The 15,119-nt window shown below is 71.4% G+C and carries 11 protein-coding genes and 1 pseudogene; 7 read left to right on the top strand and 5 right to left on the bottom strand.

The genetic code is table 11. The annotated features are described in order from the left end of the window. Positions 1 to 912: a carbohydrate ABC transporter permease gene (locus H7827_RS00415; protein ID WP_432741636.1), complete on the bottom strand. Its 912-nt coding sequence runs from the start codon at positions 910 to 912 to the stop codon at positions 1 to 3. Next, entirely contained in the window at positions 905 to 1,852 is a 948-nt protein-coding gene (locus H7827_RS00420) for a carbohydrate ABC transporter permease (RefSeq protein ID WP_432741638.1), read from the bottom strand. The genes H7827_RS00415 and H7827_RS00420 overlap by 8 nt, the downstream gene beginning before the upstream one ends. A 542-nt stretch (positions 1,853 to 2,394) precedes the next feature. On the opposite strand from H7827_RS00420, the gene H7827_RS00425 reads away from it, so the two are divergent. After that, positions 2,395 to 3,444: a LacI family DNA-binding transcriptional regulator gene (locus tag H7827_RS00425; protein WP_432741640.1), complete on the top strand. Its 1,050-nt coding sequence runs from the start codon at positions 2,395 to 2,397 to the stop codon at positions 3,442 to 3,444. Positions 3,445 to 3,717: 273 nt separating this feature from the next. Here the strand turns inward: H7827_RS00425 and H7827_RS00430 are convergent, their stop codons facing one another. Continuing rightward, positions 3,718 to 4,755 (bottom strand): LacI family DNA-binding transcriptional regulator, encoded by a 1,038-nt coding sequence (locus H7827_RS00430; RefSeq protein WP_432741642.1) that lies wholly within the window; start codon positions 4,753 to 4,755, stop codon positions 3,718 to 3,720. A gap of 177 nt (positions 4,756 to 4,932) precedes the next feature. Here H7827_RS00430 and H7827_RS00435 point away from each other — a divergent pair, with 177 nt between their 5' ends. From H7827_RS00435 to H7827_RS00455, 5 genes and pseudogenes are all read left to right on the top strand, one after another. After that, positions 4,933 to 6,276: an extracellular solute-binding protein gene (locus tag H7827_RS00435; protein WP_432741644.1), complete on the top strand. Its 1,344-nt coding sequence runs from the start codon at positions 4,933 to 4,935 to the stop codon at positions 6,274 to 6,276. Positions 6,277 to 6,308: 32 nt separating this feature from the next. Further along, positions 6,309 to 7,260: pseudogene (locus H7827_RS00440) on the top strand (carbohydrate ABC transporter permease). A 2-nt stretch (positions 7,261 to 7,262) separates the two neighbouring features. Continuing rightward, on the top strand, positions 7,263 to 8,174 hold the full coding sequence (locus tag H7827_RS00445) for a carbohydrate ABC transporter permease (protein WP_432741646.1): 912 nt from the start codon (positions 7,263 to 7,265) through the stop codon (positions 8,172 to 8,174). A gap of 45 nt (positions 8,175 to 8,219) precedes the next feature. After that, entirely contained in the window at positions 8,220 to 10,043 is a 1,824-nt protein-coding gene (locus H7827_RS00450) for a glycoside hydrolase family 2 protein (RefSeq protein ID WP_432741649.1), read from the top strand. A gap of 303 nt (positions 10,044 to 10,346) precedes the next feature. Next, positions 10,347 to 12,629 carry a glycosyl hydrolase gene (locus H7827_RS00455; protein WP_432741651.1) on the top strand — a complete coding sequence of 761 codons (2,283 nt, stop codon included), beginning with the start codon at positions 10,347 to 10,349 and terminating at the stop codon, positions 12,627 to 12,629. A 99-nt stretch (positions 12,630 to 12,728) separates the two neighbouring features. Here H7827_RS00455 and H7827_RS00460 read toward each other — a convergent pair whose 3' ends face one another. Both H7827_RS00460 and H7827_RS00465 read right to left on the bottom strand, forming a co-directional pair. Beyond that, positions 12,729 to 13,187, bottom strand: a complete 459-nt coding sequence (locus tag H7827_RS00460; protein ID WP_432741653.1) for a hypothetical protein — start codon at positions 13,185 to 13,187, stop codon at positions 12,729 to 12,731. 10 nt (positions 13,188 to 13,197) lie between these two features. Further along, the gene (locus H7827_RS00465) at positions 13,198 to 13,941 is read right to left on the bottom strand and encodes a hypothetical protein (protein ID WP_432741656.1); all 744 of its coding nucleotides are present in this window, start codon (positions 13,939 to 13,941) and stop codon (positions 13,198 to 13,200) included. Positions 13,942 to 14,171: 230 nt separating this feature from the next. On the opposite strand from H7827_RS00465, the gene H7827_RS00470 reads away from it, so the two are divergent. Then, the gene (locus tag H7827_RS00470) at positions 14,172 to 14,906 is read left to right on the top strand and encodes a Crp/Fnr family transcriptional regulator (protein WP_386542081.1); all 735 of its coding nucleotides are present in this window, start codon (positions 14,172 to 14,174) and stop codon (positions 14,904 to 14,906) included. The last annotated feature ends 213 nt before the right edge of the window (positions 14,907 to 15,119 follow it).

A 15,119-nucleotide genomic window follows, 5' to 3' on the forward strand; every position in this document is an offset into this window, starting at 1 on the left:
CTATTTCCCGCCGGTGGTGGCGATGCCGCGCAGCAGGAAACGCTGGCCGAACAGGAACACCAGGAACACCGGTATGAGGGAGACGACGCTCATCGCGAACATGGCGCCGAAATCTGACTGGGTCTGGGCGTCGATGAACGACCGCAGAGCCACGGGAACGGTGTAGAGGTCGGGTTTGGTGACGAAGATCAACTGGGTGAAGAAGTCGTTCCACGTCCAGATGAAGGTGAAAATCGCCGTGGTGGCCAGCGCCGGGACCATCAGTGGCAGCATGATCTGCCCGTAGATCCGGGCGTGACCGGCACCGTCGATGCGGGCCGCCTCGTCCAGTTCCCGGGGAATACCGCGGATGAACTGCACCATCAGGAAGATGAAGAACGCGTCGGTGGCCAGGAGTTTCGGCACGATCAGCGGCAGATACGTATTGATCCAGCCCAACTGCGCGTACACCACGTACTGCGGGATGATCAGCACGTGGATCGGGAGCATGATCGTCACGAGCATGGCCATGAACGCCCAGCGTCGCCACCGGAACTGGAGCCGGGCGAACGCGTAGGCGGCCATGGAACAGGACACCAGGTTCCCGATCACCGAACCGAGCACCACCAGGAACGAGTTCAGCAGATACGTACTGAACGGATACGCCAGCGCGTTCCAGCCGTTCGGGTAGTGATCGAGGTCGAAGGTGTCGACGAACAGCCCGGAGCTGGTGAAGATGTCGGCGTTCGGGCGCAGCGAGCTGGCCACCATCCACAGCAGCGGATACAGCATCAGCAGCGCGACGATGATCAGCCCGGTGTGCTTGAGAACGCTGCCCGCACGACGGCGCAACCGCCGCCCCCGGTACGGGGCGGGCAGGGCTTCGGGGGCGGGGCGCGGGCGCGTGACGGGCTTCGGTGAGGTATCAGTCATTGTAGAAAACCCAATACTTGGACGCCCAGAAGTTCACCGCGGTGAACGCTCCGATGATCAGCAGAAGCAGCCACGCCAGCGCCGACGCGTAACCCATGCGGAAACTGGTGAACCCCTCCTGGTAGAGGTAGAGGGAGAAGAACAGTGTCGAGTCACTGGGCCCGCCGGTCCCTCCCGAGACGATGAACGCCTGGGTGAAGGACTGAAAACTCCCGATCAACCCGAGCACCAGGTTGAAGAAGATGATCGGACTCAGCAGCGGCAGCGTGATGGAGAACAACTGCCGCCGTTTGGAGGCCCCATCGGTGGCCGCCGCCTCGTACAGCTCACGCGGAATCTGCCGCAACCCCGCCAGGAAGATCACCATCGGCGCGCCGAACGTCCACACGTGCAGAATGATCAGTGTGCCCAGCGCGGTATCCGGATCGGACACCCAGCCCGGGCCCTCGATACCGAACAGGGCCAGGAAGGCGTTCACCAGCCCCTGGGCCCCGAACACCAGCCGCCACAGCACGGCGATGGCGACACTGGCGCCCAGCAGCGAGGGCAGGTAGAGGACGGAGCGGTAGAGCGGCAGACCGCGGACACCGCGGTCCAGCAGCAGCGCCAGAGCGAGCGCCACCATCAGCTGCAACGGCACCGCCACCAGCACGTACACGAACGTGACCTGCAGGGACTGCGCGAGACGTTCGTCGGACAGCATCCGGCGGATATTGTCCAGGCCGGTGAACTGCGGGTCCTGCAGCAGGTTGTAGTCCGTGAACGCCAGATACAGCGAGGCGATCATCGGGCCGATGGTGATACCGAGCAGTCCCAGCATCCACGGCGCCAGGAAGAGCGCCGCCGCCTTGTTGTCGCGGTTCCGTTCTCTTCGCTCCCCGTCGCCCGCCCGTGTGCCGCGTGACTTGCTGAGCGTGCGGAACTCGCCCAGCGCGCTCATCCGGAGCGTCCCTCGCGTTGTGGTGTCGGATCCACCTGCTCCTCCTCGCGTGCGTGGGTCGGGGCCGTGCACCGGAAGACGGCGCGGGTGTCCCTCGCGCGCCGTCCCTCGGGGGCTGGTCCTCCCCGCGTCCCGTGCCGGGAGGTGCTGCCGTGCGGCGTGTGTTCCGGCGGGCCGTCCCAGGGCTCCGACCGGCTTCGCGGCGGTGTCCACCGCCGGTGTGCTGTCCCGTTTCTCACGGCCTGACAGGTCGCCGTTGGCCGCACGGAGCGTGCGCCCTCCCAGGGGTCGCCTGCGGAGGGGCCGCGCGATCCGGCCGGCGTGTAAGCGCTTGCCGCGAGATGTTAGGAGCGCGGATATCGGTAACACAAGACTGTGGGGGCATCTCTTTCGCGAAAGGGCCGCGCCGCTTCCGGAGGGACACACCGTGTTCCCACCCGCCCCACGCGGGGGGCAGACTCGGGGCGACGCGGCGGGACCCCACCCTGGTACCGGGGTTCCGTGGCGGCGTCCGGAAGCGGTTCGGGAGAAGTGGGGGCGGGATGCCCGGGGAGCTGAACGTGGGTGCCGAGGAGCGCGGGAGACGGCCGGCGACGATCTATGACGTCGCGCGACTGGCCGGGGTCTCCCACATGACGGTGTCGCGCTATCTGCGCGGAACGACCGGGGTCGGGGCGGAATCGGGCCGCAAGGTCGCCCGGGCGGTGGCGCTGCTGGACTACCGGCCCAACCGGATGGCGCGGATCATGCGTACCCGCAGGTCGGACCGGATCGCCGTGATCCTGCCCGACGCGACCGGCATGATGCCGACCCGGCTGCTCACCGGGGCCGCCCGTGCCGCGCACGAGGCGGGGTACCTGCTCGACCTGGTCGCCCTGGAGGGGGACGCCGCCGCCCGGGCGGAGCGCATCCACACGCTCCTGCGGCCCGAGTACGTCGCGGGGATCGTGGCCTTCACCCCCCTGCACGCGTGGACGGGGGACCGCGCGCCGACGGAGGTCGCGGTGCCGGTGGTGGTCGACGGGGAGTACGACGACAACATGCGCGCCCAGGGAGTGCTCGCGGACGCCACGCCGGCCGCCGGCATCGTCCGCCACCTGGCCGCGCTCGGGCACCGTCGCTTCCTCCACGTCGCCGGGCCCCAGGCGTGGGCGTCGGCGCGCAACCGGCGTGCGGTGTACGAGGCCACCGTCGCCGAACTGGGCCTGGAGTCCTACGGCGTGGCCCCGGGCGACTGGGGGGCGGAGGCGGGCCGGCGGGCGGCCGGGTGGCTGCCGGGGTCCGGGGTGACGGCGGTGTTCGCGGCGAACGACCGGACCGCCTTCGGGATGGTCCAGGGGCTGCGCGAGCTGGGCATCGACGTGCCGGGGCAGGTCAGCGTCTTCGGGTGGGACGACGACGAGATCGGCCGCTGCCTCGTCCCCGCGCTGTCGACGGTCAGGGTCGACCGGGAGCGGCAGGGAGGCGATGCCGTGCGGCGGCTGCTGGCGCTGCTGAACGGTCAGGAGCCGGCCGCCCCGCCGCAGGCCGGGGCGCTGAACCAGTTGGTGGTGCGCGATTCGACGGGCCCGGCACCGGAGCGCGCCGTGTGACCCGGCCCGGCGCGGGGAGGGAGCGCACCGGGTGAGGAGGGCGGGTGTGGCCACGGTGCGACCGTCTCGCCCACGGCTTCGCGGGGGGGGTGTCCGGGCCGGTGTGGTGCGGGGCGGCGAGGTCGGGCGGTGCCCCGCGTCCCACGGCGTTGCGGGCGTGGCCGACGGCCGCGCGGATGCCGGGCGGTTGGTGTGGCCCCTCCAGCCCGCGGTCTCGCGCCTGACCGGCCCGGTCGCCGTGCGGGTGCCCGGCGGGCCGGCAAGACGGCCGGGTCAGGCGCGGGATCCGGTGCCCATGCTGCTCTCGCGCACCAGCAGGCGGTGTGCCACCACCCGTTCCCGTGGCGGTGTGACGGCGCCCCCGGTGTCCCGTTCGGAGATCCGGACCATGAGCAGTTCCAGGGCGACCCGCGCCACGGCGTGTTTGTCGGGTGCCACGGTCGTCAGGGACGGCACGCTGAACCGGCCGCCCTCCACGTCGTCGAAACCCACCACCGCCACGTCCTCGGGCACCCGCAGCCCCCGGTCGTGGAGTTCCCGCATGGCGCCGAGCGCCAGTTGGTCGTTGAGGCACAGCAGCCCGTCCGGCGTCTCCCCGGTGTCCAGCAGGCGGCGTACCGCCCGCGCGCCGTCCAGGGCCCGGAAGTTCTCGACCCGCAGCAGGACCGCCGGGTCCCAGGGCAGGCCCGCGGCCTCCAGCGCGGCCCGGTGGCCGGCGCTGCGCACCTCGGCGGTGCCCGGTTCCGTGCCCTCCCGGCCGCCGATCACCCAGATGCGGCGACGGCCGAGTTCCAGCAGGTGAACGGTCGCCTCGCGGGCGGCCCGTTCGTTGTCGATGGCGACATGGTCGGCCTGCCCGGGCCGTACCCGCTCGCCGAGCAGTACGGTCGGCGGGGCGCCGGGGCGGTCGCGCAGGTCCGCACCCGTGAGGGTCAGCGGGCTGAGGATCAGGCCGTCGGCGAAGTCCGATCCGAACCCCTCCAGGGCCGCCAGTTCCCGGCGCCGGTCCTCGCGGGTCTGGTGCACCAGGACCGTCATCGCGTTCCGTTCGGCCTCGGTGATGATCAGCGTGGCGAGGTCCGCGAAGTAGGGGATGTCGAGTTCGGGGACGACCAGCGCGATGATGCCCGTTCTGCCCCGGCGCAGATGCCGGCCGGCGAGGTTCACGCGGTAGCCCAGCTCGTCGATGGCCTCCCGCACGGCGGTGCGGGTCCGTTCCGAGACATGCGCGTAGTCGTTGATCACGTTGGAGACGGTCTTCTCCGAGACGCCCGCGCGTCGCGCCACGTCCTTGATCCTGGGTCGCGCCACCCGTACCTCCTGAGCCGGTCACCGATCGTACGGGCCGCACGGCGGGCCCGACCACCGGTTATCACCATCCGTGGGCGTCCCGGCGACGCAAAGCCATCCTGTCACTTCTCTTTACAGCCGTTGTACATCGATGTAAAAACTCCGGAACAACCCAGCGTCGGGTCCGAGAGGTGTGAGATGACCGGTGCACATCCCAGGCGCCGCGACCGGTTCACGGTGGACCGGCGGCGGTTTTTGCGGCTCTCCCTGACCGCCTCCGGAGCGGCGCTCGCCCCCGGTCTGCTCGCCGGCTGCGGCGCCCCGGCCCCCGGCGGCGACGGCCTGGGGCTGAAGATCTGGGACCTGTTCTCCGGCGGCGACGGCCTGCTGATGGACGAGATGATGGACACCGTCAGCGGCGGGCCCGAGGGCTTCACCCTGGACCGCACCATCCTGGAGTGGGGACCGTCGTACTACACCAAACTGGCCATGGCCGCCGCGGGCGGCCGGGCGCCCGACGTCGCGGTGCTCCACCTGTCGCGGATGCCGGGGTACGCGCCCGGCGGGCTGCTCGATCCCTTCGACATGGAGCTGCTGGCCGAGTTCGGCGTCACCCGTGAGGACTTCCCGCCGGCCCTGTGGGAACGGGCCCAGTGGGAGGGCACGCTGTACGCCGTCCCCCTGGACACCCACCCGTTCATCGTCTTCTACGACCTGGACGTGGCCGAACGGGCGGGCGTGCTGGACGGTGCGGGCCGGCTGATCCAGCCCGGTTCGCCCGGCGCGATGCTGGAGACCAGCGCGGCACTCGCCGAGGCGCAGGGCGGGGCCGGGCTGCTGTTCGGCCATGTGACCGACCCCGCCCAGAACTGGCGGATCTTCAACGCCCTGTACGCGCAGACCGGCGCCACCTTCGGCCTGCCCGAGTCGGGCCCTGCCATCGACACCGACGCGGCGGTGCGCGTCGTCTCCTTCCTCCAGGAGCTCTTCGACGGCCGCACCAACCCCAACCATCTGGACTACTTCGGTGCCCTGGCCTCCTTCATCGAGGGCCGGGGCGCCATGATCGCCGTCGGCGAGTGGGAGCTGCCCACCCTGCGCAGCACCGGCATCCGGCTGGGCGCCGCGCCGTTCGTCAACGTCTTCGGCGAACCCGCCGTCGCCACCGACTCGCACAGCTACGTACTCCCCCGGCAGGAGAGCCCCGACCCGGCGCGGCGGCGTGAGGCGCACCGCTATGTGGCCGCCATGCTCCGGCAGAGCCTCACCTGGGCCAGTGCCGGCCACATACCCGCCTATCAGCCGGTCCTGGCGGAACCCGGGTACGCGGACCTGGATCCGCAGTCCTTCTACACCGAGGCGGGCGACCTGGCCGTGCTGGACCCGCCCGCCTGGTTCGCCGGCTCCGGGTCGCTCTTTCAGGACCGGATGTCGCAGGCCCTTCAGCCCGCGCTGCTGGGCAACGCGTCCGCCGAGGCTGCGGTGGGGCGGATGGTCCGCGAGTGCGCGGACCTCCTCGACCAGCCGAACCCCGTCCGGTGACCCGGCCCACGCAGAGAGAGGGAGCGCGCCCGATGAGCATCAAGGCTTCCCCCAAGACCGTCGCCGCGCGCGACGGCGGTGGCGGCGGCGTTCCGGAGCCGTCACCGGCCGCGGGCCGTTCCGGACCGCGAAGGCGCCCGAGCGGAGGGTGGTTCGTCCTGCCCTTCGCCCTGCTTCGGGCTGTTCATGCTGTGGCCCATCGTCCACGGCGTCACGATGAGCTTCACCGACGAGTCGCTCACCCTCGCCGGGACCTCGTTCGTCGGCTTCGACAACTACGCGGAGGCCTTCGGCGACGCGGCGGTGTGGAACGCCCTGGGCAACACCCTGTTCTTCACGCTGATCACCACCGTGCCCCTGGTGCTCATCGCGCTGGCGATGGCCCTGCTGGTGCACACCGGTCTGGCGGGCCAGTGGCTGTGGCGGCTGGCGTTCTTCGCCCCCTACCTGCTGCCGGTCGCCGTGGTGACGCTGATCTGGCAGTGGGTGTACCAGCCCGATCTGGGCCTGGCCAACCAGCTGCTGCAAACCCTGGGCTTCGGCCCGGTGGGCTGGCTCTCCGACGAGGCGGTCGCCATGTGGGCGATCGCGCTGCTCACCGTCTGGTGGACCGTCGGCTTCAACTTCCTGCTCTATCTCGCGGCGCTCCAGTCGCTGCCCGACACGCTCTTCGAGGCGGCGGCCCTGGACGGCGCCGGCGCCTGGCGGCGGCTGTGGTCCATCACCCTGCCCCAACTGCGGCGCACCACGGTGCTGGTCGGCATGCTCCAGGTGCTCGCCTCGCTCAAGGTGTTCGACCAGATCTACATCCTCACCAAGGGCGGGCCCAACGACAGCACCCGCCCCATCCTGGAGTACATCTACGACGTCGGGTTCACCGGCTACCGGCTGGGTTACGCCTCCGCCATCTCCTATCTCTTCTTCGCCCTGATCATCGTCATCTCCATCGCCCAGCTGCGGTTCTTCCCGCGTCAGGAGGGCTGACCGTGCCCGCCACCACCACCCTTGGCACCCGGCCGCGCCCGACGCGCCGCCGGGCGGCGGCCGAATCCGCCGGCTCCCCGCTGTTCCTGGGCCACGGCCGGCTGCCCAGGGCGCTGGCCGGCACGGCGCTCGCGGTGTTCGCGCTGCTGTGGCTGACGCCCTTCGCGCTGGCGCTGGTGACCTCCCTGCAGAGCGAGCGGGACGTCGCCTCCTCCGGGCTCAACCCCCTCAAGGGCGCGCTGACCCTGGAGTCCTACCGCCAGATCATCGAACGCGGCAACATACCGGTGTGGGCCGTCAACAGCCTGCTGATCGCCACGCTGGTCACCGTCATCACCGTGGTGATCTCCACGCTGGCCGCCTACGCGTTCTCCCGGGGCACCTTCCGCGGCCGGCGGGTGCTGCTGGCCGTCACCGTCGCGTCCATCATGGTGCCGCCGCAACTGCTCATCGTTCCGCTCTTCCAGCAGATGCTCACGTTCAACCTCGTCGACACCTACTGGGCGGTGATCCTGCCGCAGGTGGTGGCGCCGATGATGGTCTTCATCCTCAAACGGTTCTTCGACGCCGTGCCCCGGGAGCTGGAGGAGGCCGCCCGGATCGACGGCGCCTCCGAACTGCGGGTCTTCCGCTCGGTGGTGCTGCCGCTGTCGCGCCCCATCGTGGCGGCCGTCTCGGTGTTCGTGTTCATCGGCGCCTGGAACAACTTCCTGTGGCCGTTCATCATCATCAACGACTCGTCCCTGATGACCCTTCCGGTGGGTCTGGCGACGGTGCGCGAGTCCTACGGCATCCAGTACGCGCAGTCGATGGCGTCCGCGCTGCTGGCCGCCGCTCCCCTGATCATCGTCTTCCTGTTCTTCCAGCGCCGCATCGTGAAGTCCGTGGCCACCACCGGACTCGGCGGCACCTGAGCGCCCCGTGCCACCGCCCCGCCCCGTTCCCGTACAGGAGTTGTCGTGCCCACCCGCACCGCCGCACCCCGTCCCGAGTACCCGCGACCGCAGTTCGTCCGCGAGGACTGGCTGAACCTCAACGGCACCTGGCAGTTCGCCTTCGACCCCGGGGACAGCGGCCTGGAACGCGGCCTGCTGACCGGCGGCCTGGACCGGGAGATCACCGTGCCGTTCCCGCCGGAGTCCGTGCTCTCCGGCATCGGGGAGACGGACTTCCTGGAGGCCGTCTGGTACCGGCGCACCCTCACCCTGCCCGCCGAGTGGACCGGCCGGCGGGTCCTGCTGCACTTCGGCGCCGTGGACTACGACGCCACCGTGTGGGTGAACGGCACCGAGGTGGCCCGGCACCGGGGCGGGTTCACCCCCTTCACCGCCGACCTGCACGAGGTGGCCGGGCCGGGTGAGGAGATCACCGTCACGGTGCGCGCCCGCGACCCCAAGTCCGGCCCTCAGGCCCGGGGCAAGCAGGCCCTGCGCTACGCCAACCACGACTGCAACTACACCCGGGTCACGGGCATCTGGCAGACCGTGTGGGCCGAGCCGGTGCCGCACGTCCGGCTGCACCGTCCCCGGATCACCCCGGATCTGGCCGGCTCCGCCTTCCATCTGGAACTGCCGCTGTCCGGCAACGCGCCGGGACACCACGTACGGGCCCGGCTGAGCGACGCGGAGGGCGAGGTCGTCACCGCCGAGGCCCGCGCCGATCTGGATCTGGCGCCCCGGCTGTATCTGCCCGTACCGCTCGACCGCCACCGGGTGTGGAGCCCGCAGGACCCCCACCTGTACGACCTGCGGCTGGAACTGCTGGACGGCGACGGCCAGGTGGTCGACTCGGTCGGCAGCTACGCGGGGCTGCGCTCGGTGGCGATCCGGGACAAGGCGGTCCTCCTCAACGGGGAACCGGTCTTCCAGCGACTGGTGCTGGACCAGGGCTGGTACCCGGACGGGCTGATGACCGCTCCCACCGACGCCGCGCTGGTGCGGGACATCGAACTCGCCCAGGCGGCCGGCTTCAACGGCGCCCGGCTGCACCAGAAGGTGTTCGAGGAGCGGTTCCTGCACCACGCCGACCGGCTCGGGTACCTGGTGTGGGGCGAGTTCGGGGACTGGGGCTGCGAGGTGGGCGGCAGTTCGGGTGACAACCAGCAGCCCGACGCGTCGTACACCGGGCAGTGGCTGGAGGCGGTGGAACGCGACTACTCCCACCCCTCGATCATCGGCTGGTGCCCGCTGAACGAGACGTACCAGCGGCTGCACGACCGCACCACGCAACTGGACGCGGTGACGCGGGCGATGTTCCTGGCCACCAAGGCCCTGGACACGACGCGGCCGGTCCTGGACGCCTCCGGGTACGCCCACCGGGTCGCGGAGACCGACATCTACGACGCGCACACCTACGAGCAGGACCCCGCCGCCTTCGGCACGCAGGTCGCCGGACTCGACCGGGACGATCCGTATGTCAACACCGCGCCCGACGGGCGGCCGTGGTCGCTGCCGTACCGCGGCCAGCCCTATTTCATCAGCGAGTTCGGCGGCATCTGGTGGCATCCGGAGACCGCGGCCCTGGCCCGGGGTGATGACCGTGAGGAGTCCTGGGGCTACGGCGACCGCCCGCGCGACGAGGAGGAGTTCCACGCCCGGTTCGCCGGATTGACGGGCGCGCTGCTGGCCGATCCGGGCATGTTCGGCTACTGCTACACCCAGCTGACCGACGTGTTCCAGGAGCAGAACGGCGTCTACCGCTTCGACCGGAGCGACAAGCTGGACGTCTCCCGGATCCGGGCGGCCCAGCTGCGGCCGGCGGCCATCGAGCGGCCCGAGGGCTGAGGCAGGTCCTCGCGACGTACCGGCCCCCGGCGACCTCCCCGCGCCGGGGGCGCGGCGTCTTAACCGCCGCTTAAGCGGGGATGAGCCGACGCTGATCTTCGGCATCGCCGCGCCGGGGCCGGATGCCGCCCAGCAAGCGGTTGTCCCGCCTCTCACCTGCGGTCCGTACCTGAATCACTTTCAGGACCGGACTTTTACGTTCCGCAGGCTCCGTTGACAGAGCGTCCCCACCCCTCCTACCTTCGCGAACGCCGGATCGCTTTCCGGTGGTGCCCGCCTTCCCCCCACACCTTGAGGTAGCAGATGAGCCAGCATCGCGTGCCCCGGCGACGACGCCGGATCGCACTGACAACCGCCGCGGCGGCGACGGCGGCGGCCGTGGTCGGCGTCGTGGTGATCCCCTCCGCCGGGGCCGCGGAGGTCCCGGTCGGCAGCGGCAGCTACTCCGACACCCGCCCGGCCGGCGCCCAGGGCCCCACCGACAACATGGGCACCCCGGTCCTGCCGCAGGTCACCGACACGGTCGCCGGAGAGCCGGTGCCCACCAACAAGTGGTGGTCCTCGCTCGTCTTCAAACGCTACCCGGACAACCCGTACTCCCAGCCGATGTACGGTCACCCCCTCACCTACCAGGCCGTCGCCGAGGGCCTCCAGGTGGGCCACCCCACCGACCACGCCATCGTCGGCGACGGGCGGCAGTACGAGTACGTCCACACCGCCGACCTCACCCTGAGCGTCGCCGGCCTCGACTCGCCCGACGTCAAGGCGGACGGCTGGTCCGACTGGACCGTGAACCCCTACTGGGGTGACGGTGACCGCGAACTGCGCGCCACCATCGGCCACGGCCTGCCGTACGTGTACGCGGAGGCCGCCGGCGGGGACGCCGAGATCATCACCAACGGCACGCCGGAGGTCTTCTCCGACGACGGCAACATCCTCGGTGTGACCGTCGCCGGCAACCACTACGCGCTGTTCGCCCCCACCGGCAGCGACTGGAACATCTCCGGCACCTCCGTGACGGCGGCACTCGGCGACCAGGACTACTACTCCGTCGCGCTGCTCCCCGAGCGGGAGGCGCTGGACACCTACGCTCAGTACGCCTTCAGCTTCGTCACCGGCTCCGAGGTGTCGTGGGACTACGACACCGAGGCGGGCGAGATCAACGCCACCTACACCCTGGAGACCGAGGCGCGCGAGGGCTCGGAGACCGGCACCATCCAGGCGCTCTACCGCCACCAGTGGCTGCACACCGACGACGCGCTGCTGCCGTACGAGTACGTCTCACCGCGCGGCGCGATGAAGGTCCGCGAGGGCAACTCCTTCACCACCACGCAGTCCGTGCCCGGTGTGCTGCCCGTGCTGCCCGAGAGCGACGGCGTCGACGAGGCCCGGCTGAGCGGCTACATCGCCGACGTGCTCGGCTCGCAGGACCCCTTCGAGGGCGCCACCGACACCTACTGGACCGGCAAGCAGCTGGGCAAGCTCGCCCAGCTCACCACCATCGCCGACCAGGCCGGCGACGATGCGTCCCGCGACCGGCTGCTGGCGCTGATCAAGGACCGGCTGGAGGAGTGGTTCACGGTCGGCGGACCGGCGGAGTTCTCCTACGACTCCGACTGGTCGACCCTCACCGGCTACCCGGCGTCCTACGGCAGCGACGCCGAGCTGAACGACCACCACTTCCACTACAGCTACTTCGTGATGGCGGCCGCCGTCGTCGCGCAGTTCGACCCCGCGTGGGCCGAGCAGTCGGCCTGGGGCGGCATGGTCGGCGAGCTGATCCGCGACACCGCCAACCCGGCGCGTGACGACGACCGTTACCCGTTCCTGCGGGGCTTCGACCCGTACGCGGGCCACAGCTGGGCCGCCGGTCACCAGGGCTTCGCCGCCGGCAACAACCAGGAGTCCTCCTCGGAGTCCGTCAACCTCAGCGTCGGCCTCATCATGTGGGGCTCGGCCACCGGCGACGAGGAACTGCGGGACCTGGGCGTCTACCTGCTGGCCACCGAGGCCGAGTCGATCCGGCAGTACTGGTTCGACGCCGACCAGGAGGTCTACCCCGAGGACTACGCGCACCCGATCGTCGGCATGGTCTGGGGCTCCGGCGCCGCCTACTCCACCTGGTGGACCGCCAACCCCGAGGAGATCCACGGCATCAACGTGCTGCCCGTGACCGGCGGTTCGCTGCACCTGGCCGCCAACCCGGAGGCCGTGGCCCGCAACCTGGACCACCTCGTCGAGCAGAACGGCGGACCGTTCGAGGAGTGGCGCGACCTGCTGTGGCAGTTCCAGGCACTCGCCGACCCGGCGACCGCCAAGGCGTCCTACGACGCGGACGGTGACGCGTACGAGCCGGAGGCCGGGGCGACCCGCGCCCACACGTACCACTGGATCAACACCCTCGCCACGGTCGGTGCGCCCAACCTCGACGTGACGGCCGACAGCCCGACCGCCGCGGTGTTCGAGAAGGACGGCACGCGCACCTACACCGCGCACAACTACGCCGGCACCGAGCAGACGGTGACGTTCTCCGACGGCACCACGCTCACGGTCCCGGCCCGCTCGTCCGCCACCTCGCAGGGCTGACGGACACCCATCCCGCCGCCGGCCGTCCCCGCCACGGGGACGGCCGGCGCTGTGCTCGCGGCGCGCGGACCGCGGCGGACCACGGACGGGAGCGGCCCCTCAGGTGGCCCGGGCTCCGCCGTCGGCACGCCCGGGCCGATCCGGCGCGTGCGTGGTGTGGAGGTCCCCGTGCTGCACGGCGAAGACCGTGCCGGATTCGCGGGCGGTGTTGTTCTGCTCCAGGGTGAACGTTTGCCGGCCGGTGGCGAGGGCCCGGTCGATGTCGGCCGTCAGCCGGGCCAGCGGTGTGCGGCAGGCCGGCTCCCGGCGCAGCAGTTCGGCGAGTTCCCGGGCCCACACTCCGCACAGCACCCGCCGCACCTCCTCGGAGTCCGCCGCCGCCCGGACCAGTGCCGCGTTCTCCTCGAGCCGGGCCGCGAGCATCTCGCCCCGGCCCGGCGCGCCCTGGCGGAAGAGCCCGAGGACGGTGCCCTTGGTGCTCCGCCACAGGTCGGTGGCCATCGTCGCCACCACGGCCGTGGCACCCGCCTCGGCGAGCAGCGTCAGTTCGTCAGTCACGTGGGCTCCCTCACGTCCTGTCGGTGATGTGCATGGTGCCGTTCTGGACCGCGTAGATGACGCCGTGTCCCGATGCCTCGCTGATCATCTTCGGGGCCCCGCGGCTCTCGGGGCGGGCCGTACGGTCTTGGGCGGCGGGCCCGGCCTCCTCCTCGCCGGGAGCGGCGCGCGGGGTGACGGCGCCGGGCACGTGCAGCCAGGCGGACGCGGTGAACTCCTTCTCCCGGACGCCGACCTGCCGGAAGCTGTCCGGGTCGATGCCGGGCCGGCCCTGGCACACCACCTCCTCGTGGAAGTGCTGGGAGATGATGAGCGCCGCCGTCGCCTGCGGACGCACCGCCAGGGCGTCCCGGGCCGGTGCCGCGTCCAGCAGCCGGGCCAGGACCTCCAGCGGACGGCCGGTCACGGTACCGTCCGGGCCGATGTGCACGTCCCCCGCGTGCAGCGCCATCCGTACCCGCACCTGCACGGGCGGCCCGGCCAGGCGGTTGTGCGCCGCGAGACGGACCGACAGTTCGTGCGCCAGCGGGTGGATCAGGCTCGCCTTGGGCGTCCCGGCCGGCATCGCGACCCGTACGCCGTCGCCGAGATCCTGGTACAGGCACGCCTCGCGGTCGATTCCACTGCGTGTGAACGCCTCGCGCAGCGCCGCCCACAGCGCGGCACGGATCCGCCGGAGCGCCACGTCTCCGCGCCCCGCCGACCGCGCGATGTCCACCGCGAGCAAGGCCCGGTATTCCGGCACGTTCTCCATACGCCCTCCTCGTCCCGCGATCCCCCGGTCGCACCGGCGGCCGGCCGCGTCGTGACGCGTCCGCCCGGGTGCGTGCTTCCACTGTGCCCCGATTGAACGGAACGCATCCCCTCGCAATACTGGTTCGGCCCGACGTCGCGGAGCCGATCCGCCCCACTCGCCCGGACAGCACGGGTGACGGGGCGCCCCCACACTCGGCGACGGGGACCCCGGGCGGGAGGCGGCGGCGCATGGACGGCACCACACCTGGCCCGGACGCGGCCGGACGCACGCCCGCGCGGGCGTGGACCTGGCCCCCGTCGAGTCTGCTCGGATCGCTCCCGCACTCCGAGCGGCAACGGCTCCTGGCGCTGGGCGCGGGCCGGCGCTACGAGGCCGACCGGGTGCTGATGCGGGAGGGGGAACGGACCACGTTCGTCCTCATCCTGCTGCACGGCGTGGTCAAGGCGACCGGGCTCGCGCCGGACGGCCGGGACGCCCTGCTGGCCGTGCGGATGGGCGGGGACCTGGTGGGCGAACTCGCCGCGGCGGACGGCGGCCCCCGCTCGGCCACGGTCACGACCTGCGGAGCGGTGATCGCCAGGGTCGTCAGCCGGGAGGAGTTCCTCGGCTGCACGGGCCGCAACCCCGGGATCGCCCACGCCGTCAACGCGTCCGTGGTCGCGAAACTGCGCGTCGCCAACACCCATCGCGTGGACTTCACCGGCTGCGACGCCGCCACCCGGCTGGCCCGGGTGCTGCACCAGATCGTGCTGACCCACGGCGAGCGCTCCGGCGCCGGTGCGCTGATCCGCTGGCCGATCACCCAGCCGGAGCTGGCGACCCTGTCGGGGGCCGCGGAGCCCACCGTGCAGAAGGTGCTGCGCCGGCTTCGTGAGGCGGGCGTGATCTCCACCGGCTACCGCAGTGTGCGGGTGGAGGACCTGGCCCGGCTGAGCAGCATCGCCTTCGACCCACAGCCGTGATAACCCGCCCGGCGCCGGGGGAACTTCGCCCGCGGCCGTGGAGCAGCCGGGCGGAATCAGTCGTACGACGGTATTGCCCCCCACCGTGCTCGCTAGCGTGACAAGGGCGAGGGGGGCGGCCGGTTGGTGGACATGTGCCCAACCGGCCGCCGCGCCACAGGAAGGCGGGGACGGTCCGCGACCATCGTGAGGTTTCATCGGGGTCGGTCGCGC

Origin of the sequence: Streptomyces sp. JH002 (assembly GCF_050916115.1) — a bacterium.
GTDB classification, from domain to species: domain Bacteria; phylum Actinomycetota; class Actinomycetes; order Streptomycetales; family Streptomycetaceae; genus Streptomyces; species Streptomyces xiamenensis.

What these genes read in the sequence shown, in the direction of transcription:
- H7827_RS00415 (WP_432741636.1), bottom strand. Translation starts at nt 912, where the DNA reads ATGACTGATACCTCACCGAAGCCCGTCACGCGCCCGCGCCCCGCCCCC.
- H7827_RS00420 (WP_432741638.1), bottom strand. Translation starts at nt 1,852, where the DNA reads ATGAGCGCGCTGGGCGAGTTCCGCACGCTCAGCAAGTCACGCGGCACA.
- H7827_RS00425 (WP_432741640.1), top strand. Translation starts at nt 2,395, where the DNA reads ATGCCCGGGGAGCTGAACGTGGGTGCCGAGGAGCGCGGGAGACGGCCG.
- H7827_RS00435 (WP_432741644.1), top strand. Translation starts at nt 4,933, where the DNA reads ATGACCGGTGCACATCCCAGGCGCCGCGACCGGTTCACGGTGGACCGG.
- H7827_RS00455 (WP_432741651.1), top strand. Translation starts at nt 10,347, where the DNA reads ATGAGCCAGCATCGCGTGCCCCGGCGACGACGCCGGATCGCACTGACA.
- H7827_RS00465 (WP_432741656.1), bottom strand. Translation starts at nt 13,941, where the DNA reads ATGGAGAACGTGCCGGAATACCGGGCCTTGCTCGCGGTGGACATCGCG.
- H7827_RS00470 (WP_386542081.1), top strand. Translation starts at nt 14,172, where the DNA reads ATGGACGGCACCACACCTGGCCCGGACGCGGCCGGACGCACGCCCGCG.